Source organism: Arthrobacter sp. TmtSoilC48, assembly GCF_059739425.1.
Window position 1 is genome coordinate 3,145,950 of sequence record NZ_AP046049.1, and the last position, 20,750, is coordinate 3,166,699.

17 protein-coding genes and 1 pseudogene are annotated in these 20,750 nt (G+C 58.7%); 12 read left to right on the forward strand and 6 right to left on the reverse strand.

Annotated features, from left to right (window positions below; translation table 11 throughout):
- Positions 1-15: 15 nt before the first annotated feature.
- From AC6I97_RS14625 to AC6I97_RS14640, 4 genes are all read right to left on the reverse strand, one after another.
- A complete protein-coding gene (locus tag AC6I97_RS14625) occupies positions 16-2,928 on the reverse strand; it encodes an FAD-binding and (Fe-S)-binding domain-containing protein (RefSeq protein WP_497945265.1) in 2,913 nt (970 codons plus the stop codon).
- Between the two features lie 368 nt (positions 2,929-3,296).
- The gene (locus AC6I97_RS14630) at positions 3,297-3,875 is read right to left on the reverse strand and encodes an NUDIX hydrolase (RefSeq protein ID WP_497945266.1); all 579 of its coding nucleotides are present in this window, start codon (positions 3,873-3,875) and stop codon (positions 3,297-3,299) included.
- A 143-nt stretch (positions 3,876-4,018) separates the two neighbouring features.
- Entirely contained in the window at positions 4,019-4,513 is a 495-nt protein-coding gene (locus AC6I97_RS14635; RefSeq protein WP_497945267.1) for a MaoC/PaaZ C-terminal domain-containing protein, read from the reverse strand.
- 23 nt (positions 4,514-4,536) lie between these two features.
- Entirely contained in the window at positions 4,537-5,379 is an 843-nt protein-coding gene (locus tag AC6I97_RS14640) for a citryl-CoA lyase (protein WP_497945268.1), read from the reverse strand.
- A 594-nt stretch (positions 5,380-5,973) separates the two neighbouring features.
- Here AC6I97_RS14640 and AC6I97_RS14645 point away from each other — a divergent pair.
- The 7 genes from AC6I97_RS14645 (at position 5,974) to AC6I97_RS14675 (ending at position 13,066) form a co-directional block, all read left to right on the forward strand.
- Entirely contained in the window at positions 5,974-6,753 is a 780-nt protein-coding gene (locus AC6I97_RS14645) for an SDR family NAD(P)-dependent oxidoreductase (RefSeq protein ID WP_224089862.1), read from the forward strand.
- Positions 6,754-6,871: 118 nt separating this feature from the next.
- Positions 6,872-7,924: an NAD(P)H-dependent flavin oxidoreductase gene (locus AC6I97_RS14650; protein ID WP_224089860.1), complete on the forward strand. Its 1,053-nt coding sequence runs from the start codon at positions 6,872-6,874 to the stop codon at positions 7,922-7,924.
- Between the two features lie 101 nt (positions 7,925-8,025).
- Positions 8,026-9,567 (forward strand): class I adenylate-forming enzyme family protein, encoded by a 1,542-nt coding sequence (locus tag AC6I97_RS14655; RefSeq protein ID WP_224089859.1) that lies wholly within the window; start codon positions 8,026-8,028, stop codon positions 9,565-9,567.
- An 82-nt stretch (positions 9,568-9,649) separates the two neighbouring features.
- Positions 9,650-10,876 carry an NAD(P)/FAD-dependent oxidoreductase gene (locus tag AC6I97_RS14660; RefSeq protein ID WP_224089858.1) on the forward strand — a complete coding sequence of 409 codons (1,227 nt, stop codon included), beginning with the start codon at positions 9,650-9,652 and terminating at the stop codon, positions 10,874-10,876.
- A 47-nt stretch (positions 10,877-10,923) separates the two neighbouring features.
- Positions 10,924-11,421: a MaoC/PaaZ C-terminal domain-containing protein gene (locus tag AC6I97_RS14665; protein ID WP_442006380.1), complete on the forward strand. Its 498-nt coding sequence runs from the start codon at positions 10,924-10,926 to the stop codon at positions 11,419-11,421.
- A gap of 176 nt (positions 11,422-11,597) precedes the next feature.
- Positions 11,598-12,413 carry a polysaccharide deacetylase family protein gene (locus AC6I97_RS14670; protein WP_224089856.1) on the forward strand — a complete coding sequence of 272 codons (816 nt, stop codon included), beginning with the start codon at positions 11,598-11,600 and terminating at the stop codon, positions 12,411-12,413.
- Between the two features lie 5 nt (positions 12,414-12,418).
- Positions 12,419-13,066: an adenylate kinase gene (locus AC6I97_RS14675; protein ID WP_224090977.1), complete on the forward strand. Its 648-nt coding sequence runs from the start codon at positions 12,419-12,421 to the stop codon at positions 13,064-13,066.
- 169 nt (positions 13,067-13,235) lie between these two features.
- Here the strand turns inward: AC6I97_RS14675 and AC6I97_RS14680 are convergent.
- Positions 13,236-13,702: pseudogene (locus AC6I97_RS14680) on the reverse strand (IS1634 family transposase); the annotation flags it as partial.
- Positions 13,703-13,801: 99 nt separating this feature from the next.
- On the opposite strand from AC6I97_RS14680, the gene AC6I97_RS14685 reads away from it, so the two are divergent.
- The gene (locus tag AC6I97_RS14685) at positions 13,802-14,002 is read left to right on the forward strand and encodes a hypothetical protein (RefSeq protein WP_224089853.1); all 201 of its coding nucleotides are present in this window, start codon (positions 13,802-13,804) and stop codon (positions 14,000-14,002) included.
- A gap of 591 nt (positions 14,003-14,593) precedes the next feature.
- Here the strand turns inward: AC6I97_RS14685 and AC6I97_RS14690 are convergent.
- On the reverse strand, positions 14,594-15,838 hold the full coding sequence (locus AC6I97_RS14690; protein ID WP_497945269.1) for a PucR family transcriptional regulator: 1,245 nt from the start codon (positions 15,836-15,838) through the stop codon (positions 14,594-14,596).
- A gap of 780 nt (positions 15,839-16,618) precedes the next feature.
- Between AC6I97_RS14690 and AC6I97_RS14695 the strand changes: the two genes are divergently transcribed.
- The 4 genes from AC6I97_RS14695 to AC6I97_RS14710 all read left to right on the forward strand — a co-directional run bounded on the left by AC6I97_RS14695 (position 16,619) and on the right by AC6I97_RS14710 (position 19,938).
- A complete protein-coding gene (locus AC6I97_RS14695; protein WP_224089851.1) occupies positions 16,619-17,857 on the forward strand; it encodes an NAD(P)/FAD-dependent oxidoreductase in 1,239 nt (412 codons plus the stop codon).
- Between the two features lie 297 nt (positions 17,858-18,154).
- Complete coding sequence (locus tag AC6I97_RS14700) at positions 18,155-19,060, forward strand: nitrilase-related carbon-nitrogen hydrolase (RefSeq protein WP_497945270.1); 906 nt, start codon at positions 18,155-18,157, stop codon at positions 19,058-19,060.
- Positions 19,060-19,461 (forward strand): acyl-CoA thioesterase, encoded by a 402-nt coding sequence (locus tag AC6I97_RS14705; protein ID WP_224090975.1) that lies wholly within the window; start codon positions 19,060-19,062, stop codon positions 19,459-19,461. The genes AC6I97_RS14700 and AC6I97_RS14705 overlap by 1 nt, the downstream gene beginning before the upstream one ends.
- A gap of 114 nt (positions 19,462-19,575) precedes the next feature.
- Positions 19,576-19,938 (forward strand): EutQ-related cupin domain-containing protein, encoded by a 363-nt coding sequence (locus AC6I97_RS14710; RefSeq protein ID WP_224089849.1) that lies wholly within the window; start codon positions 19,576-19,578, stop codon positions 19,936-19,938.
- Positions 19,939-20,750: the final 812 nt, after the last annotated feature.

Genomic DNA, 20,750 nt, shown 5'->3' on the forward strand with positions numbered 1-20,750 from the left:
CTGGCTCTAACTTCTTCATTGCATTTCACTTCCTGGCGCGCGTTCATCGAGGAGTTCGGCCAGATGCAGGCTTTTGCGGTCCGGGTCCAACTGCTTGATCTGCATGGCACAGCTGAAGCCGTCGGCAAGGACGGGCACGTCGGAGGCTGTTTTGGTCAGGGCCGGTGCCAGGGCTTGTTCGGCCACCTTCATGGAGATGTCGTAATGGTTGGCTTCAAACCCGAAGTTCCCGGCGACTCCGCAGCAGCCGGTTGCTTCGTTGACGTTTGCGACGCCGAGTGCGGCCAATGCCTTGCGTTGGACGGTTGCCCCGAAGGTTGAGTATTCGTGGCAGTGGGTTTGCACGGTGACGTCCGTCGGTACGACAGGTGGTGTCCAGCCGCCGTCGACCCATTCCTTCACAGCCTCGGCGAAACTGCGGATCCTATGAGAGACGCGCTCGGCCGCTTCACTGCCGAGCAGTTCGGGTGCGTCCTTCTTCAACGCCGCGGCGCAGCTCGGTTCAATCACCACGATGGGGGTGTCGGACCCGTCGTCGAGCTTCGCCACCGCCTTGCCCATGAGCTTCTTGGCGGTGTCCAATTGGCCGGTGGAGATCCAGGTCAGGCCGCAGCAGGCGTCTGATTCGCAGGCGACAGTGCGTCCGGTGCTTTCCATGACCCGGGCGGCCGCGCCGGCCACTTCGGGCCTGAAGCCCTTGGTGAACGAGTCGACGAACAGGACGGCATCTGCCGGGGACGACGGATTGTCGTGGGGCGCCAGCTCTTTGCGGAGCATCTTCCGGGAGGCAAACTTCGGCATCTTTCGGTGCGTTGTCAGCCCGCCTGCTGCGGCCACGACCTTGCCCAGCGGACTGGCCAAGACCAGGTTCACGAGCGGGCTGATCAGGGTGGTCAGTTTCAGCCAGCGCGGCAACCAGCCGAGGGTGAAGTGCGACATGGGGCGGAGCTTGCCCTCATAGTAATGCGAGAAGAACTCCGACTTGTACGTGGCCATGTCCACCCCGGCAGGGCAGTCATTGGAGCAGGCTTTGCAGGCCAGGCAGAGGTCCAGTGTTTCCCGGACATCCTTCGACTTCCAGCCTTCATCGATGCTCTTGGCACCGCGGACCATATCCTGGAGCGTACGGGAACGGCCGCGCGTTGAATCCTTTTCATCCCCTGTGGCCCGGTAGCTCGGGCACATGACGCCACCGGCATCGGACCGACACCTGCCTACGCCAATGCAAGACTGGACAGCGTGAACCCACGGGTCAGCACCGGCGGCCGCGGCTTCGACCGGACGGAGCTCAAAGTGGGTTCGCCACTCGCGTTGGGGAATACCTTCGTGCGCCAAGTTGGCATCCATGGGGTCCGCATCTGTCATGGACCCTGGGTTCAGGATGCCGGCAGGGTCCCAAAGTCCACGGTAGGTCTCAAATGCTGCGACCATTTTTGGGGAATACATGACCGGCAGAAACTCTGACCGGGCGCGTCCGTCGCCATGCTCACCAGACAGAGAGCCACCGTGCCGCACTACGAGGTCAGCTGCGGACCGGGTGAACTTGCGGAAGACGGCCCGGCCCTCCTCGCTACGCAGGTCATAAGTGATGCGGATGTGCATGCAGCCTGCACCAAAGTGCCCGTACATAATTCCGGTCAACCCGAACTCAGCAAGAAGGTCACGGAAATCGGACAAGTATGAGGCCAGGTTCTGCGGCGCAACAGCTGAGTCTTCCCAGCCTGCCTGTGATTCCCCGCCGCTGGCCGGCCGGGAGGAAAGACCCGCCCCGTCTTCCCGGACCCGCCAGAGGGTGGCGCGCTGCACGAGGTCGGGAACAGCGCGCCCGTCCACCATCCGTCCGTTTGCCGCCAGCCGTTCGAGGAGCCGTGACGCTTCCCCCGCTACCTGCTCAGGGTTCTGCCCGTCCAAGTCCACATAGAGGAAGGCCTTGCCTTCGGGCAGGCCGAGTACTGAATCGGGTCCGCGTCGCAACTTCATCGTGTCCACGATGGCCTCGTCGATGCCCTCGACGGCGGCGGGGGAAAATTCCAGGATGGTTTCGATATCCTTGGCGGCGTCCACGACGTCGGCGTACCCGAGACACACGAGGAGGGCGCTGGGTGCTTTGGGGACGAGTTTCATGCGGGCCCGCACGACGATCGCGCAAGTGCCCTCGGTTCCCACGAGGGCTCGGGCCACGTTGAAACTATTTTCGGGCAGGAGGTTGGCCAGGTGGTAACCGGAGACCTGGCGCTGGATACGGCCCAGCTCTACCCGGAAACTTGCCAGGTTGTCCTGGGCGAGTTGCTTAAGCTCCGCCCCCAGCTCAAATGCGCGGGAGACCGAGAACCTATCGGCTGGGTCAGTTGCGCGCAGACCGGTCGCCGTGGCGGTCAACTGTGCGCCGTCGGAAGTGACGACGTCAATCTCCAGCACATGATCAGAGGTGCGGCCGTAGCGTACTGAGTGATTACCGCAAGCATCGTTCCCGAGTGAGCCGCCGATGGTGGCGCGGTTCTTTGACGAAGGGTCCGGTGCAAACGTGAGCCTTCCACTGGTGACCCTCTCTGTCTCAACGGTGAGGTGGGAGAGGACGACGCCGGGGTCGACGTCGGCGGTCTTGGTGGCCTCATCGACGCTATTGATGCGGTTCATGTACCGGGAGAAGTCCAGAACAATGCCGGGGCCTACGGCGTTGCCTGCCATGGATGTCCCGCCACCCCGGCTCACCAGCGGTGTGCCTGTTTCCCGGCATGCGGCCACCGCAGCGACGACATCCTGGACGCTTCGTGGGAAGGCCACGGCAAGAGGCGGAACTCTGTAGTTGGACGCGTCATAGGAATACGCGGCAATACGGTGGCCCGTTTCTTCGGCAAGCACGCCCGCAGCTTCCAGCCGGGCAAGGACCGGTGCATGGCCCGGGGTGGAGAGGACATCTTGAGTCATAGCGTTATCAGGCTCCAGTTTCGTCCCGGAAGCCGGGCACGCACGTCGGATATGCAATATTGAAAAAATCTTCTGGTGACAAACCTGTCCAGTTGGAGAGGAACATCTCCCGGAAACAGCGTGGCTTCCCGCAGAGCCGTTGACGTGGTCCGGAAAGCGTCCTGATCCCCAACGTCGGCCACACCTACTCCTTTACTCATGACAGTTTCATCCGCTCTGCGGCACATGCGTCACGGTACGACGACTGCTCCGGCGACGCTACTGGAATTGCACCAAACCCCTCACCAAAACTCTGGTGAAAATCTTGGTAGTGGGTTGGCAGTGCGGCATCCCCGAATGCGCAGCGGGTATAGGCACGCGAAGCTGCATCAAGACCGCTTCCGGGTATCCGTCGTGCTCTGTTGCCGTAGGCGGTGAAACTCCTCTATTTCATCAAGGCGTAGGCACACCGACTCGATTGCCCGTTTCCGCGAAAGCACTTGCTCGGTGGTGTGCGTTACTGCAATTTCATCCAGAATTGCCAGCGTTGGGGGGAGGAGTTTAAGCCTTCCGGCAGCTTCGTCTGAAAGGATCCTTCGCACCAGCATCCATTGCGCCGATGTTGCCTCTGTGGTGACATGCTGGGGCTCCACATCGGGCGCTATGGCAGTGACAAAAAAGAACGTATCGAAACGTTTGGGAAAGCCCTCCGGTGTGATCCAGTTTGCCCACGGAACCAAGTCTTCTGGTTGTAGGACAATATCGCATTCTTCTGCCAGTTCACGCACGGCGGCAGACAGGAGGCAAGCGGCAGTATGGGGCGCACTCGTCGCATCCGTTCCAACCCTGGTCCGCCGCCATGCCAATGCCTGAGAGTCCAACAGCGTTCTGCTCAGCGCCGAAGGCAAGAAGTCAGCAGCGTCGACGCGGCCTCCTGGAAATGCGACCACACCAGCAGCAAAATCCATCGTTAGTGCCCTGCGTTGGACAAAGACCTCAACTCCGTGCAGGGAATCCCGCATCAGGACCACGCTTACCGCAAGCGGCGGAACTCGCGGTTCTGCTGAGTCCATCTCCTCATCCGCGGTCCCACTCATCGATTCCTCCGTCTTCATGGTGTGTAGGCAGCAGACCGATACAGGAGAACGACCCACAATCCCTCTTGGCAGACTTCGCCTCGCTGATTGAGTATCTGAAGTCTGGTTTTCACAATGCCCCGGTCCGGCTTAGTCGCAGAAGGCCGGAGCTCTACTACCTCTTCCCGTACAGCAATGGTGTCGCCGATGCGAACAGGTGCAATGAGGTTCCAGTCGTGAATGCCCAGAAATGCTATGGCCGAACGTTCCTTCCACCCCATTCCCATTTCCAGGCCAAAAGCGATCGCAAGTGTCCCCGGACCGTGGAAAACCCGTTCTCCAAACTGAGTACCACGGGCATACTCCTGGTTGGTGTGTAGGGGGTGCATATCCCCGGACCACGTCGCGAAGGTAACCAGGTCCGTCTCTGTAATCGTTCGTCCTTGAGACGACCACGAATCTCCGGTTTGAAGATCCTCAAAGAATCGAGTTGCTGAAGGGATCAGACGATTCCCGGCTCCTGCATCCATCTTTGCTCCTATTCGGTTACCGTCTAGGCCCCGGAAGGGCCCCAGCCGGCTTTGAGTCGGTCCGCGTCAAAATCCCGGCCAGTGGTCCCTTCGTAGGATGCTGAATCTCTCGGGACGATTCGGATTGGCTTTCCTCCGGAGAGCTCTTCGGATACGTGGGCGATAACCCCAGGCAGCGTCGAGAGCAAGGCAACACCTGTACCCTCTTCGGGCGTGAAGCCGAGCCCCAGGAGTATCGCGGCCATAACACCAACGTCATTTATCGGGATGTCCGACTTACCTGGGAGTTTCGTGAAGGCCCTGTGCACTGCCTCGTACACTTCAGCCGCCTGATCCCACAGACCTTCCTGCAGAGCAATCGACCGGAGCCGTTCAGCGCGAGGATCAACAACCTTAAAAATAGGGTGCCCCAAGCCCGGGATGCGTTCCTTTGCTTCACGCATGCGGTTTACCTTTTCCTCAGCGAAAGCTTCGAGTGTGAGGCCGGATCCCAGAAACTCCGCATGCGTAGCCCGGATGAAGCGGCCGCTGTCCTCAGTCGCCAACGTGTGCTTCCCGACAGATAAACAGGCGGCTGACATGCCGATAGCCATACTTGGATTGGCGGAGACAGCAAACCTCGCGGCCACTGTCCCGGGCTTTTCAAGACCATAATCCAGGATTCCGCTGAGGACTGCGTCCAGCGCCCGTATCTCATGGTCCGAAGGGATCCGACCACGGATCACGAGAAATATGGCTGCCGTGAAGGGGATTTGCCCGATCAGGTCCTCAAGGTCATAGCCGCGAACATAAACGTTCGTATCAGTGACTTGGCTGACAGAGGATGACCAATAAGCCCCAGACTGGTCTGCAGTATCCTTTTGCAATGTTTCTCCCGAACCGTCATGTGTTTCAAAAGGCCTGCGGTGCTAGGCAAGGTGACGAGCCAAGCTCCAAATATGTCGGCCATGTCCTTGAACTTTAGAATCAACCGCATCATCGTGGCATTGGAGATTTTCTGAAGCCGTGACGTCCAGGCGGAAAATTACTAACGCATCTGCGCAAGTGCTCGACGGCCCAGTCAAGCGACGAAAAACGTGGCACTGCTTGGAGCCGGGTCCCCCAGCGTACGGTCAGTTGGGGGACCCGGGGTTGGTACCGGCATAATCGCTGCGCTTCCCGTTCTGTGGTCTGTGCGCCTTGATTTGCCGGAAACTGCTGACGGTTTGTCGTACCTGTCACCTTAGAGCGACAAGACGGGTACCGGCCCCGGTATTTTTTCAACGGACGCCACGCACCCCTAGTCAAAGTACAAACGCGGGGCGTCAGAGCCCATCCTCATCCTTCACCTGCGAGTCCATGAGCGGACGGCCCAGATACCGAACCTCCAACCCGGCTCCTGTAGCTTCCACGACAACGTCGCCAAAAAGCCGTGAAGATGACAGTTTCACTCGGAAGATACCCAACGTAGTTTTTAGGGCATGGGAAGCAAAAGCGTAATAATCACCGGATCCGGCTCAGGCATCGGCCGGGCCATTGCCCAGGCATTCGTCGAAGCAGACTACGAAGTCTATGCGAGTGACGTTTCAGAGGAACGTTTGGCGGAGACCCGGCAAGAGCTCGGCTCTCCGGACTCACTCCACACACGGGCCGTAGATGTTAGCGACTATCACTCGGTGTCAGCCTTGGTGGACGAGGTTGTCGAGAAGACCGGCAAACTGGACGTCATGGTCAATAGCGCGGGAGTCTTCGACGGGTACGCCGACGTGCTCGAAACGACGCCCGAGCTGTGGGCCAAGATTATCGGGGTCAACCTGACAGGGACGTTCTACGGCTGCCGTGCAGCGGCGCAGGTAATGACGAAGCAGAACTCAGGTCGCATCATTACAATCGGCTCCGTCGCCGGCCAAAGGGGCGCAGCAGACGGCATCTCCTACGTCGCGTCCAAGGCGGGCATAGAGGGACTGACCCGTCGTCTCGCCATCGATGTTGCCCCACACGGGGTAACCGCCAACGTTGTCGCCCCGGGCGTCATCAAGACAAACCTTCGTGCGACTTCTGAGGAGATCTTGGGTGATCTCGTTTCGACGCAGCAGCGAGGCATCGGGGTGTCGCCTGAAATTATGGACTTCCTCATTCCGGCAAAGCGATCGGGCGAACCATCAGAGGTGGCGAGCGTAGTGCTGTTCCTCGCGTCGGACGCTGCTGGTTATGTAAACGGTCAAACCATCCAAGTCGATGGCGGCTGGAACGCGACGTAGGCCGCCGACGATATGGCGTACTAACAACAGAATCCCCCACCAACTATTCCCTTCTTGGGTCAATGATGAACTATCCGGAAGCCAGGATGATCTTGGGCTCCGAATGAAAGGTGTATAAGTGATCAAGACAGCATTGACGGAAGCCCTGGGCCTCCAATACCCCGTCTGCTCCGCTGGCATGGCGCGTGTCGCGCAGGCGGAACTCGTCACCGCGGTCAGTAACGCCGGCGGCTTGGGATGCCTGGGCGGTGTCAGCTTCATGCCGGATGAGCTTCGCGCCGAAATCAAGAAGATCGAAGCCGGAACCGACAAACCGTACGCGGTGAACCTTCTGTTGCCGGATTCGTTGACGTCTGAGGATGAGGCGCAGTGGGCTCCCGTACGCGAGCTGTGGCAGTCGCTCTCCGGGGCTGACCAGAAGAAACTGGCAGGTGTCGAGGCCATGCTCACACCAGGCGCCGTCGCAGATCAGGTGCAGATCGTCCTGGACGCTGCACCTTCGGCAGTTGTTTTGACGTTCGCTACACCGGATTGGTTCATCAAAGAGTGCAAGGACCGCGGGATCACGGTGTTTTCCCTTGTCGGCTCCGTGGGCAAGGCCCAGGAAGCCAGCTCAGCGGGTGTCGACTTTATTGTCGCTCAAGGAACTGAGGCCGGTGGGCACACCGGGTACGCATCCACTATGACCCTCGTCCCTGCCGTTATTGATGTGGTGGATCAACCAGTCCTGGCCGCTGGCGGAATCGCTGATGGACGCGGCCTGGCCGCCTCGCTCGCTTTGGGCGCAGCTGGCGTCTGGGTGGGAACGCGGTTCATTGCCAGCCCCGAAGCCTATGGGCACGACAATTTCAAGAACCGTGTTCTGGAAGGATCCTTCAAGGACAGCACTATCACTTACTCGTACAGCGGTAAGCGTATGCGTGCCTTCGAGAACAAATGGACCTCTGAATGGGAGTCCGCTGACAAGAAACCGGCAGGATTCCCTGGACAATACGCCGTCGCCGGCACCCGGGTCGAAACAGGCTACCAGGACGGCGACATGGACTTCGGGATGATGCCGGTGGGTCAGACCATGCAGCTTGTCCATGAGATTCTGCCCGCTGGTGAGATCGTCCAAAACATGGCATCAGACGCAGAAAAAATTCTGCGTGGACTCGCGGCCGGAGAATAGCAAGAATAGCCAACGCCAATGTCCAGGCGCCCGTTGAGTCGGCGAGGCCGGCTCAAAGGGCGAACTGGAAATTTCTAACGAATAGATGAAGTGGAGCGGAAATGAATGAATTGTCGCCGGAACTAGCGGATTGCGTCTCCGCCCTGGAACGCATCGCCGATCAGTACCCGGACAACACAGCGATTGTCGACGGCGACACCTTCATGAGCTACAGGGATCTTCAGATATCCATTGAGCAACGCTCAGCTGTGCTGCTTTCAGCTGGCCTTAAGCCAGGCTACCGGGTTGCCCTCGTCGCAGAAAGTTCAGCGCACTACCTTTCCACAGCCCTCGCTGTGTGGCGCAGCGGCGGCGTTCTGGTTACTGTCTATCCTTCTTCGGGTCCGGAGGACCTGGAATATGCCATTGCCACGAGTGATCCTGCGCTGATAGTCATCTCCGAAAGCGTTGATCGTGGGCATATCGCTGCCTCCGCACGAAATGCGCCAATTGTCGAAATCGTCGACTTTCACGTAACCGAGGTTCGGCACGACGCACTTCCCAACCCTGAGGGTCTTCGCGAACCGCTGTCCATGATCTGCTTCTCGTCTGGCACCACGAGCCGTCCAAAAGCGATCATGCTCTCAGCCTTGGCCCTATACAACTGCGCGAACACTTACGGCGAAGTGTGGCACCTCTCGCCCGAAGACAAAGCAATAATCTGTTTGCCGATGGCGTGGCTCTATGGGCTGGCCAGCACATCCTTGGCCGTCCTCCTACGCGGCGGGACGGTTGTGATAGTCCGGAGAGCACGTCCTGACATGATTGCTCCCGCCATCGAGATGCATTCCGCCACTTTCCTCGCCGGTGTGACCGCGACTTTCGGGAAATTGGCCCAATTCGCTGAACTCCGAGGCGGCGATCAGCCTGCTTTCCCATCACTCCGACTCTGCATCTCAGGTGGGGAGCCCCGGAACGAAGTAGCTTTCAGCCGTTGGGAAGCCCAAACTGGACTGCCAGTCTTGGATGCGTATTGCGCATCCGAATGCCTACCGCTGGTGACTTACGACCCCATCGCGAACCCAACACCCAAACCCGGGTCGGCAGGCAAGCTTGTGCCGCGGTCGAAGCTGAAAGTTCTCGACGCCGACGGAACGGAAGTTTCAGCCGGACAGGTTGGGGAAGCATACTCGACTGGACCGGGGTTGATGCTCGGTTATTGGCGTGACGAGGAACAAACTCGCTCTGTCATTACTGATGACGGCTGGTACCGCACAAAAGATCTTGTGCGGGTGGATGAGGAGGGTTTTGTCTATGTCGTTGGACGGCTCTCCGACGTCATCATCCGTGGCGGAACAAACATTTCCCCAGCGGAAGTTGAGCGTGTGCTTCAGCAGCATGCCTCTATCGGTGAAGTGGCGGTCGTTGGTCTTCCAGATGACGTCTACGGCCAGCGTGTAGTGGCGGCTGTCGTCCCCAGGGGCACGGAGCCCCTTGACGCAGCCGAAGTAAAGGGATTCGCTTCCGCCCGTCTGTCGTCGTATAAGGTCCCAAGCGAGTTCATCGTCGTCGACTCACTTCCTGTGAATTCGACAACGGGAAAAGTCAACAGGCGCGACGTCGCGACGCTGTTGTCAGCCGAAAAGAGCCAGGGCAGGGCATAACAGCCCGCTTCATAGGCCGACAAATCACGAGACGGCACCCCGCATGAGTGTTGCTCCAAGACGATGTTAGGAAATGACGAAAATGATCCTCGATAAGGCCGGTGTGGTTGTTGTAGGCGGCGGGATAGTGGGTGTATCAACCGCCTATTTTCTTGCGTCAAAAGGACACGATGTTGTTCTTCTAGAACAGCGGGAACTTGGCCACGGGGCTTCCGGGCGAAACCTCGGATTCCTCCACATGCAGAATCGCCATGGCGACTACGCCGTCGAACTGACCCGTGCTGGGAGGGCTCTTTACGACGACTTTTCGGACCTCCTTGGGCCGTCATTCGAATACCGAAGCAACGGTGCCATGACGTTCTTCTACACGGACGATCAGCGGCGGGTCTACAAGGAATTTGTAGAAGCCCGGATCGCTGATGGCTTCAAAGCCGAGCTCCTTGACGACCAGGCCGCCCACGAAGCCGCCCCGATACTGCCGCCCGATGTTATTGGGGCAACGTTCAGCCCGGAAGATGGCCAAATTCGCACGCCGAAGTTCGTCCGTGCCTTGGCGCAGGAATGCCGGAGGCTCGGTGTTCGAATTCATGAAAACACGCCGGTCCTTGGACTCCTGCGGAATGGCTCGAAAGTCGTCGGAGTACGAACACCCGGCGGCAGCGTTTCAGCTGACAGGGTCGTTTGGGCGGGTGGTGTGTGGTCTACAATGCTCGAATCAGAGGGTATAACCGTACCCATCAAGCCGCACAGGCTGGGTGCTGTCCTACTGGCTCCTGTAGAGGAGAAGCTCGATAAAATCCTGAATGGACCGCTTGCTGCGAAGCAATACGCCCACATCCGGAACCTCCCCAGTTACCGCGACGAGTACTTCACCTCCCCTTCAGAGGACCAATCACAGGGCCTCGAACACATGGAATGTGTGGCCAAGACTGAGGACGGGAACCTATTCATTGGCTGCCCAATGGACTATCCTGAGCAACTCGACGACAGGATGCCTGCTGCCGGTCTAAAACTGGCCATCGATTCATTGCTCAAAACCTTCCCGAACTACAGGGCTCTCGGTATTGAACGTGCCTGGGCTGGCCTCGTCCCCGCCACGGCTGACTCCCTCCCGATCGTTGACGAGGTGGAGGAATTTCCCGGTCTGATTCTGGCCACCGGGCACGTCTACGGCAACTTGGCCGGGCCGATCACGGGAAAGCTGGTGGCCGAACTGATCTCAGGCGACCGCCTCAGCCACTCCCTCGACGAACTTTCCCTCTACCGGTCGTCCCTGACCACCCCGGTAGACGGAGTCATCCGCTATTAGCCCGGGGCACCCGCCCCTGCCACAAGAGCATCAGAAACTATACGGAAGTGAAAGAAACATTGACTACTCATCTACTCGGCACGACCAATGAGTCAGCCGTGCGCTACCTGGACGAGTTGGAACTTGGACAGCAGTGGAACTCGGCAGGACGGACCGTCACAGAGTTCGATGTCGTAACGTTCGCCACATGGTCCGGAGACATGCACCCGCTGCACACCAACGAGGAGTACGCCAAAACGACAGAATTTGGCACCCGGCTCTTCCATGGTCCCGGCGCACTTTCAATTGCCTTTGGGCTGGAAATGGCACTGGGATGGAAGAACGGCTCAGCAATCGCCTTTCTAGGAATTGACAACTGGAACCTCCGTGCGCCGATCCGTATTGGCGACACCATCAGTGTCCGCGAAGAAGTGATTGGCATCAAGCCGTCTGCCAGCAAGCCCGACCGGGGAGTTGTGACCACCCGGGTTCAAATTCTGAACCAGGACGGCGTGATCTGCCAGGAAGGCGACTGGATCGTCCTTCTTTCCCGGCGGCCAGCCTAGGCTGGCCGCTCGAACAAGAACATTCGTCACGGCGAGCTCCCCTTGCCTGGAACAGAAAGTTGCTCGTAGTGCCTCTTCATCTACCCGACGGCAAACGCCTCGCCGTTTCTCTAAGCCCCGATTTTGATGCCCAAAGCGTATGGCTAGGCACTTTTCGATCATCGTCCCAGTCCTTGATGTCCCGAGGTGAATTCGGCGCCTTAGTCGGCGCCCCACGACTCCTTGACGTCTTCCGTCGCTACGGAATCACTACGACGTGGTGTGTGCCCACACACACGATGCAAACATTCCGCAGCTCAGTGGATGCAATTGTCGAATCCGGCCATGAAGTCGGCGCCCACGGTGTCTACCACGAATATGTGCCTTCACTCGATCGAGCCGAGGAGGAACGACTGCTGGAACTTCAAATAGCCCAGCACGAAAAGCTCCTGGGTAAACGTCCTCGGGGATACCGCTCTCCTGCATTGGACGTTACGGACAACACCCTCGATCTCCTTGCGAAATTCGAGTTTGACTGGGATTCGTCTCTCATGGGGAGGGACTTCGAGCCTTACCGGCCCCGGATGGTGGTCGGCGTTAGCGAAGAAGAAGGCAACACCTTCGGCCCGGAGAGCAGCGTACTTGAGTTCCCTGTGTCCTGGTTCCTCGACGATTTCCCCGAACTCGAGTCTTTCAAGGGAAACGCGCTCATGCAGAGCAACGAGACGGTTCTGGCTCGTTGGATCGACAGTTTCAATTTCGCCTATGAGCGATGTGCCGGGGGCGCAATGACGTGGACGCTACACCCGCAGACCATTGGACGCGCACACAACCTTGTAATGCTCGAAAAGTTCCTCGACCACGTCACTTCATTTGAAGGTGTATGGTTTCCAACGCTCTCCGAGCTCTTCAACTGCTGGCAAGACGACACTGCGCCAGCAGCGGCGTCCTCCCCCGCAGTTTCCAGAACCGTCCTCAATGACCTCGATCCGCTAGATAGGATGCTTCCGTGATCAGAATGCTTCTCATAGGTCCTCCTGGAGCTGGCAAAGGTACGCAAGCAAGCTACATTGCAAAGAGGTTCGGGATCGTCAGCATTTCAACCGGAGACATCTTCCGCGAAAATGTCAAAAATGAAACACGCTTGGGCCAATCGGCCAAGTCATATCTGGATGCAGGGCAATTTGTGCCCGATTCGGTGACGAACGCGATGGTTCGTGAGCGCCTGGAACAAAACGACGCGGACAACGGATTTCTGTTGGATGGATATCCCCGCACTCTAGGTCAGGTTGACTATCTCGACGAGATCCTTGCAACCAGGTGTCGCGAGCTTGACGTCGTACTGCAGCTCACTGCCGATACAGACGAACTGGTCCAGCGCTTACTCCAGAGAGCTGAACGCGAAAACCGCTCGGACGACACTGCGGAAGTCATAAGAAGCAGGATGAAACTGTATTTCGACCAGACAACCGCCGTTACGTCCCGGTACGGCGAACGCGGCATCTTGACGGAGGTGGATGGGCTGGGAAGTATCTCGGACGTATCCAGCAGAGTTTCGACCGCCTTGGATCTTACTCTCGGATTGTCATCAATGCCGACCACTGTGGTGGCGGACGATGGCAGACTCGAGCGGTCGGCTGCTCTAGTTGGCACGGCATTCCCCTAGAATTCGTGTCCTAGTCTCCTTTACAGGTCTCGCCTCTTCGAACGAACCGAGTGGATGGATCGTTTCCACCAACTTCAACCTGTCCGGCTGCCGCTTCACCGACCTTGAGGTCATCGACCTGCGGTGTCGTCTTAGCCACGCTCCTGACTTGGCTCATTTGCTTAGTGCGTGAGTTTTGGCCAAGGTCCCGCCGGATCCTGCCGGCATCCAGCAGCGATGTCGGTTCCACCACCCGGGCGACCACCAAGTCACGGCACACCTCGTCGCCGAGCCCGCCGAAACCCAGCGCTGTGAACACCCCGGCCAAGGCATCGAACAGGATCCGCGAGTCCGTGCCGACCACCCGTCCCGGGCTGGCACGACCGGCCGCCGTCACCGTGCCCGCCGCCTCGTACAGGCCCTGGCCGGCAGGTCCCACCAGACCATTCACGGCAGCGTCGGCTCGACGCCAAGATCAAGGACACCCTGGGCAGGATTCTCCAGCAGTTCACGGGCGCGCTCGAGCAGCACACCGAGCTCAGGTTCCGTATGCGCCGAACCGACATGCTCCACGATCCGCTGACGACCTCGTACATACTCGGCGATCTGCACCGCCGTCGCCCCCGAAGCCGTTCGCACCCGCCTGATAAACACCACACCGCGACACTAGAACAAAACCGATTAGTGCGTGAAAAAGCACCATTTCGCAGACATCATCGCAGGTCAAAGCCATCCCCGATCGAAAACCCAGGGCCCGTGATCCAAGTCAGGTCAGTAGCCACGCTCGTTCCCGCCGGCATCAACGTCTGCGTGACGTTCCTGTCGCTGGTCCGGTCGATGCGGTCTCGGCAAAGCGAGGATTCTTTTGCGATGATTGCCTGTGCCCGCCAGACCTTCAGCGAGCAGACAGCGCAGGTCCCGCGCCGGGCACGGCACACAGCCGCAGGCTCCGTGTAGCGGTGTTGGCCGCGCTCATCGGATCCGGCAAGGCCACCGCCAAGGAAGCCGCTTCGTTCGGTTTCTCGTGGCCGCTGGTCCAGCCAAAAAAAGCGGACCCGCGCGGATGCTGGGTATTGATCAACACCGCTACGAAACCAGTCGTCTCTGGCGCACGGTTTGCCGATGGTGGATAGAGATTTAAGTGCTTGTCGGTGCCTGAGCGACACCAGCGAAGTGGCAGCGAGCCAGACCGCCACGAACACCCATCCCGGCAGAACCATCACCAGGGTAGACGTCTCACGTTGGACATCCCGCTTTGATCTTGCGGAAGCGGATTGTTAGGGCTCAGTAGTGCGCAGGCGAAGCGTGGTTGCCGGCGCGGACTAGCCTACTTCTTCATGAAATCAATCAAGTAACAGACGCTACGGCCGCGGAACACAGCTTAAGAGCCACAAATCGCCCGATCGAGCTGCAGCCAGCCGCACTCCCTGAGACCAAGACTTCCGTTCGGTTTGGCCAACGACGATTCCTACAGAGCAAGCGTTTAGCGCCACGAAGCGGACTTCTGGATAACTCCGCCCACGCTCTTAGGATCTCCCGCTCCGCGTCTCACCTCGCGGGAGCACGAACTACGCCGGCCCTTTCGACGGATGGCCTCGAGTAGGGCACTACGTCGCTTGCTTCAACGTCCGATGGCCTTCGGCTTCGCGCAGTATCGCCCGACGACTTGGGCCGCGGCTGTTGAATCCGTCCTAACTCAAGAGCTGTTAGTGCTAAGAAGACGGACGAGACGGCACCCGGTTCCCTGAGATTGATGCCCAGGATTTCTTCAGCTTTAGCTATCCGGTAGCGCAATGAGTTGTGGTGGATTTCGAGATAATCGGCCGCCGCGTTGATGTTCTGAGCATGCTCAAAGTAGGTCTGTAGACCCTCAACAAGCAGCTCCCGCCCCTCCAAGGGCTTCAGGAACTCCTGGGCCCATTTAATCATCTTGTCGAACCCGACATCAGCGAAAAGCCTCGTTGCGTAGTTGAAGTCTTCGTAGGCCATAACTTTTGGTCCTCGCGAATTACGGCGAAGGGTTCGAACCGCCAGCTGCGCATCCTGGTAGGAGTCCAGAATGTCGCCTAACGCATGAACACTGCGGCCGATTCCAATGAGAGCGCCTGGGAGTTTGGAGCCTTCCGCCACGATCATTCTCCTGAACGCCTGAACACTGCACTGCGCCGCTATCGTTATTGTCTTGTCCTTGGCGGTCATGAGGTACGCGATGGACTGTGACTCCAGTGCCTTGCCCAACATTTCCGATAGATCCTCAGCCGCTGGCAACGAGCGCGATGCAACCGCAGGCCGAATTGGCCGGAAAACAATGGTCCGCAACTCGTCGGCGAAAGACAGGCCGAAAGCCGCTATTCGGGCCGCCAATTCCGGATTGTGAGGCTCGCGGCGCAATGCCAGCGCCTCCTCAAGCACGGCAGTGCGTATGGCTCGTTCTTGTTGTCGGGCTGCCACGGCCATTCGCTGGCTGGCCTCCACCAAGGTTGCAGCCACGTGAGCCGCGGAGGTTGAATGGCTATCCGGAAAATTCGTCCGCCGAGCCGTGATGACGAGCCAACCGAAATGCGAGTCAGCCTCGTCAGGCGCCGAAATTCTGGCTGCCACCCCCCTCCATCCGTCCACGTCCACGTTCTGTGAATCGGCCTCGGTGCGGCCGATCTCTTCAAACAAAAGTGACATGGGTGTGGGCCCGGTGGCATGGACAGTCTTACCGAATCTATCGATCAGGACTGCAGTGGCATTACATACGTGCGCCAATCGGCTTAGTAGCGCCGGTATCGGTTCAGTTTCGGTCATCGATTGACTGAGCGCCCGCTGCAAGGAGGCCAATCGCCGGGATACAGATTCCTCCGGCATCTGCATCGATCGAGAAAATGACATCACGACGCTAGCGACGTTCAGAGCTGGATCAACAGCGATGACTACGTGTTGCTCCCCGACGACTTGGATCCCTTCCGAAAGAGAGGAATCTGACGCCGTAACGAAGATGACTCGTCCGGGCCCATCGAGCCGGTCAGCGACCAAGTCATTAAAGCTTGCGGCACCTGGGCAAATCACGACCACATCCACGTCGGTCGGTAAGTCTTCCGGCTTCAGCAAGACAACAGCGCCGCGAACTTGCCTGGACTGCTGGGAAGCAGCGCCCGCGACAAGTTTCGCGGCAGGACCCAAGTCCGCTAGAACTGCTCCCAGTGGCAAGGAGGTCGGATCAACTATCATAGGGAACTCTTTCGGGAAGAGACCGGGACGGGCGGTTGGCCTCGCCTAGCGCTTTCGCCCAGACTAGACCAGAAATTTAGCCGTCCCCCTGTGAGAATTCTAACGCTATTCCACGAACGTTGGACAAGAAACAATTACACCTGTGCTGGTGGGCTCCTAACGTCACAGGTGGAGACTCGAACACTGTACGGCTGGCAAATGGGGCCTGCTTGCGTTATCTGGCGTATAGGTCATGTGCATGGGCTTGACCTCCGGAAATTCAAGCGTCAAGGACTTCTCTCCCTGCTATCGGATTCGTCTATCTGGAAGACTAACGAAGAGGGCCACAGGACAGCCCGAGGAAGAAGGTATCTTGCCATGAGCGCTGACACACTTGCGACAGGTGACATTGTCGTCATAGGAGCAGGAATTGTGGGGCTTTGCACCGCTTGGGAGCTGCGCAAGCGGGGATTCGACGTCGTCGTCGTAGAACAGCGGTTTCCTGCCTACGGTGCTTCCGGACGAAACGCGGGTTCCCTGTGGCTGCAGACGCGGCGTACAGGGGATGAACTGTCCCTCGCTAGAGCCGGCAAGGAAAAGTACCAGGACTACTTGAGCGAACTTGGCGATGTGTTCGACTATCGCAATCAAGGTGGCCTCTTTTTCTTCGAAAACGACGCACAGGGCCGGGTTCTTGAAGATTATGCTTCCAACCGGCGGGCAGCCGGCTTGGACGCAACCATGATCAGCCGGGAAGAGGCTCAGAAGCACTCCTCCATCCTTCCGGAAAGCGCGCTCGGCGCCGTCTTTTGCGCCGATGATGCCCAAATAGATGGTGTGCAGTTCGTCAACGCTCTGGCCAGCGCCTGTGTGCGGGCAGGTATCCGAACTTTTGAAAATACGTCTGTCCTTTCGACCCTGCGAAATGGCGAAACCGTAACAGGGGTCCGCACGGTCCGGGGCGAGATCCATGCATCGGGCGTGGTGTGGGCAACGGGCGCCTGGTCAACCAACCTCCGGGCCGAGGGGATCGACGTCCCAATCAGCACCGCAAGAGTGGGGCAGATGCTGACTCAGCCCATAGACACGCGCTTGAACGCCATAATGCATGGACCCCGGGGTGTGTACGGATGCGGGGCGCTCACGGACCTTCCAACTTATGACGCCGCGGTTTTTGCCCGCCCAAACAGTTCCAGCGCGGGAACGAGCCCCGGCGGGAGTTCAGGGTCCTCGTTCGTCGACTATGACGATTCGATCGCCCAAAACCGCGGTGGGTCAATATTCATCGGCAATAGTCTTGACGGACGGGGTTCCCTCAATCCCCACATCAGCATTAATGCTACAAACGCAATGGTTTCAACAACCTTGGACAGATACTCAAGCCTTGCGGAATACGGCGTTACCGGACTTTGGGCTGGACTCGGAAGCGAAACAACAGACCATCTGCCCATCGTCGATCGGGCTGACGGCGCCTATATTAATCTCGGCCACGCATGGGGCATCGCAAGCGCGCCCATCTGCGGCCAAGTGATGGCGGAGGTCATCGCCGGGGAGACCAGCACCTTTGCTGGTGCCTTGAAAATGAACCGGTCCGCGCTCAGAATCTCCGCCGACTAGCTTTCCAGCGTTCTTTCCATGTCAAAAGCCATGCAGCAGGCTCAGTAGTCCTGACCCTTTGGCCTCAGAACCAAATCATTGACTACCCTTTCAGAATCCTCCTAATATTCAGCCCGTCGACGCTCCGTTAGCGTCTATTGCATGAGTCGGACCGGCGCATGGATTGTGACAACAATGCCATGCCCCACCTGAATATTCTTTCTACGATCTGCCGACCAACGCGTCCGCAACCGCGGGAAGAACATAAAGGACGAACCGCCGACCAGAGACGGCCGACTTCTCAGACAGGAGATTCCTATGACCAAGGCGTCACTAAAGGTAGCCACCATTCAGTTCGAGCTTCGGCCGGAGAGGACCCTCCAGCAGTATCTGGATCATGTGGAGCGGCTGGTAAAGCGCGCGGCGGAACAAAAGGCCGAACTCGTGCTTTTCCCGGAGCTCGCAAGCACGGGGCTCCTCGGAGCAGTCGCCGATCACGAAGTGACGACCGCCACAATCACCTCGGACTATTGGAAGTTCCTGCCGGAGTTCACGGATGACCTCGTTGAGGGCATGCGCAGGATGGCTCGGGATTACAACATCGTGGTTGCTGGTGGAAGTCACAACCGGGTCGCCGAGGATGGATCGCTGCGCAATACAGCGTTCATCGCCCACCCGGATGGTCGGATCGAGTCCCAAGACAAAATCCATCTCACCCCACAGGAGCATGCTCTCGGCGCCCGCGGCGGCGATGAACTTCTGGTCACAAAGATTGGGCCGTTTACTGTCGGCCTGCTGATCTGCGCGGACATCCAGTTCCCTGAGCTCTCACGCTATCTGGTCCATAAGGGCGTCGACCTGATCCTTTGCCCCTCCCTCACGTGGAACCGGCGGGGCGTCCACAGGGTGCGTACCGGGTGTCAGGCGCGAGCTATCGAGAACCAACTGTACGTGGTGATGTCACCACTGTTCGGTACAAGCGGCATTCCCACCGATTCCCCGATGTTCGCAGTTGGTAAGGCCCTAATCGCCGGGCCCGTGGACAAAACAGTAGGAGTCAACGACGGGATTCTGGCCATCACCGCATCAGCCGACGAAGAAGTGCTGGTCGCCGATTTGGACCACGACCTGTTGGTTGCCTCACGTGCAAAGCCCGAAGCACCCGGCCTGGCACTGCGGAGGCTGGATCTGTACGCAAAGCTGCAGGCAGAAATGGGCGCCTAATGTCGCTGTACCAGCATCGCGTGAGGAACCATGAGGTGGACTCTCAGGGGTTTCTCTTCAACAGCCGCTATCTCGAGGTCGCCGACGTCGCTATGACGGAGTTCTTCCGCAGTATTGGTTGGCCCTACCCGAAACTGGTCGCTGAGGGGACGGATCCCTCGGTGGTCAGCGCAGTTCTTTCCTTCAAATCCCCCGCTTACTTCGACGACATTCTCGACGTTGACGTCAAGTGCCGAAACGTCGGGAACTCGAGCTTCAAGATTGACGTTTCGATTGCCCGTGGTGGAACGGAGGTGGCGAACGTCGAACTCGTTTACGTTAACGTCGACCCAACCCAGGCCCGCTCCCGACCGCTTCCAGAAGCCGTCGCGATGGCACTCGATGGCGCCTTGGAGGGCTGATCCAACAAACCTTGCTCCAAGTCCCAGCTACTCTCCCCATCAAGCTCGGCCAGCAAAACGTCGGAGTACGCCTGGCTGGCCATCCAATCACTAACCACAGCATATGGAGCCCCCATGACAACCGCTTTGAACCACAAACCCACTTTTGATCCAAGCAACGTAAACGACTTTGGTCCGGCAAAAATCGAGCATCGAACCGCCGGCTGCGAGCTCCAGCAGCTTGGAACTTACATTATGACGTTCGAGGAGAGCGGTTTCAGCGACCCTTGGACCGTTCAGTATGAGGAAACGATTTACGTCATCGAGGGACAGGCCCGGCTGGTTATCATCAATGGTAAACACAAGGACACCCTGACGGGTGACGCCGACGAATTGCTCGTTCTTCCTAAGGGAACCACTGTTCAGTACAGTGCAACCCCTGGTACACGCCTCTTGCTTTCCATCAGCCCAGTCCACTGGCGTGACGAAGTCGCTTAGGGCGAATCTCAGCTATGGAAGCAACATATGATGAAGGTCTCGGAGGTTCTCCAAAGGCTTGGACGCAACCGTCAACCACCCCTTGGGATCTGGTCGAAGAAGGGCATAACGTGGTTCTCGAAAATGGGAATCACCGTTTCTCCGGAACGGTAGACGCACTGAGTTTTGACCGGACTATTATTTGGGTTACTTCATGGGTAGGGGAACGTCGCCTCTTCCACGCAGCTGACGGTTACGAGTGTTCCGTGAGCAGCCCTCTTTGAACGATCCCCGGCGAACCGCCCACGCTAATACACCCGCCCGGGATTAGCGGGCTGAGGAGACTTGGCAAGACCATGAGCGCTCTGGTGAGTCCGCGACCGGCAGGCTCCGTGCTGAAGCAACCTAGACAAGGTGCGGGTAACAATCGCTTGGACGTCAGGCCGCGGGCCACGCCCTGACGTCTAAGGTCGCTGCTTGTGGTATTTTCCCTGAGCTGCTGACAGGTGAAGCCTCCTGGTCCGCAGTGGTTCTGTTCGAACCGCTCCGCGAGCCATGGAAGCCTACGTCTCCCGCGGTATAGGTGCACTGGCGCTTCGCCCTCAGTACAGGCCCCACCTGACCTCCCACGCTCCGCGGCCCGGGTCCAGGCAACCTTGAGTTGGTCCGGGCCCCTTGTTCTGAGCCCTCCTCCCAGGACGTTCGGCGTGACCGGCAGGCACGGGGACACAGCAGCCTGACGCGAGGACTCGACTGCGATGTGAGTCGTGACGCGCTAATGTCCCGAAGAGGCCGCTGCGAAAATCACTGCACCCCGGATCAGGCGGGTCTCC

What these genes read in the sequence shown, in the direction of transcription:
- AC6I97_RS14645 (WP_224089862.1), top strand. Translation starts at nt 5,974, where the DNA reads ATGGGAAGCAAAAGCGTAATAATCACCGGATCCGGCTCAGGCATCGGC.
- AC6I97_RS14625 (WP_497945265.1), bottom strand. Translation starts at nt 2,928, where the DNA reads ATGACTCAAGATGTCCTCTCCACCCCGGGCCATGCACCGGTCCTTGCC.
- AC6I97_RS14695 (WP_224089851.1), top strand. Translation starts at nt 16,619, where the DNA reads ATGAGCGCTGACACACTTGCGACAGGTGACATTGTCGTCATAGGAGCA.
- AC6I97_RS14675 (WP_224090977.1), top strand. Translation starts at nt 12,419, where the DNA reads ATGCTTCTCATAGGTCCTCCTGGAGCTGGCAAAGGTACGCAAGCAAGC.
- AC6I97_RS14635 (WP_497945267.1), bottom strand. Translation starts at nt 4,513, where the DNA reads ATGGATGCAGGAGCCGGGAATCGTCTGATCCCTTCAGCAACTCGATTC.
- AC6I97_RS14705 (WP_224090975.1), top strand. Translation starts at nt 19,060, where the DNA reads ATGTCGCTGTACCAGCATCGCGTGAGGAACCATGAGGTGGACTCTCAG.
- AC6I97_RS14690 (WP_497945269.1), bottom strand. Translation starts at nt 15,838, where the DNA reads ATGACCGAAACTGAACCGATACCGGCGCTACTAAGCCGATTGGCGCAC.
- AC6I97_RS14655 (WP_224089859.1), top strand. Translation starts at nt 8,026, where the DNA reads ATGAATGAATTGTCGCCGGAACTAGCGGATTGCGTCTCCGCCCTGGAA.
- AC6I97_RS14700 (WP_497945270.1), top strand. Translation starts at nt 18,155, where the DNA reads ATGACCAAGGCGTCACTAAAGGTAGCCACCATTCAGTTCGAGCTTCGG.
- AC6I97_RS14670 (WP_224089856.1), top strand. Translation starts at nt 11,598, where the DNA reads ATGTCCCGAGGTGAATTCGGCGCCTTAGTCGGCGCCCCACGACTCCTT.
- AC6I97_RS14660 (WP_224089858.1), top strand. Translation starts at nt 9,650, where the DNA reads ATGATCCTCGATAAGGCCGGTGTGGTTGTTGTAGGCGGCGGGATAGTG.
- AC6I97_RS14710 (WP_224089849.1), top strand. Translation starts at nt 19,576, where the DNA reads ATGACAACCGCTTTGAACCACAAACCCACTTTTGATCCAAGCAACGTA.
- AC6I97_RS14630 (WP_497945266.1), bottom strand. Translation starts at nt 3,875, where the DNA reads ATGGATTTTGCTGCTGGTGTGGTCGCATTTCCAGGAGGCCGCGTCGAC.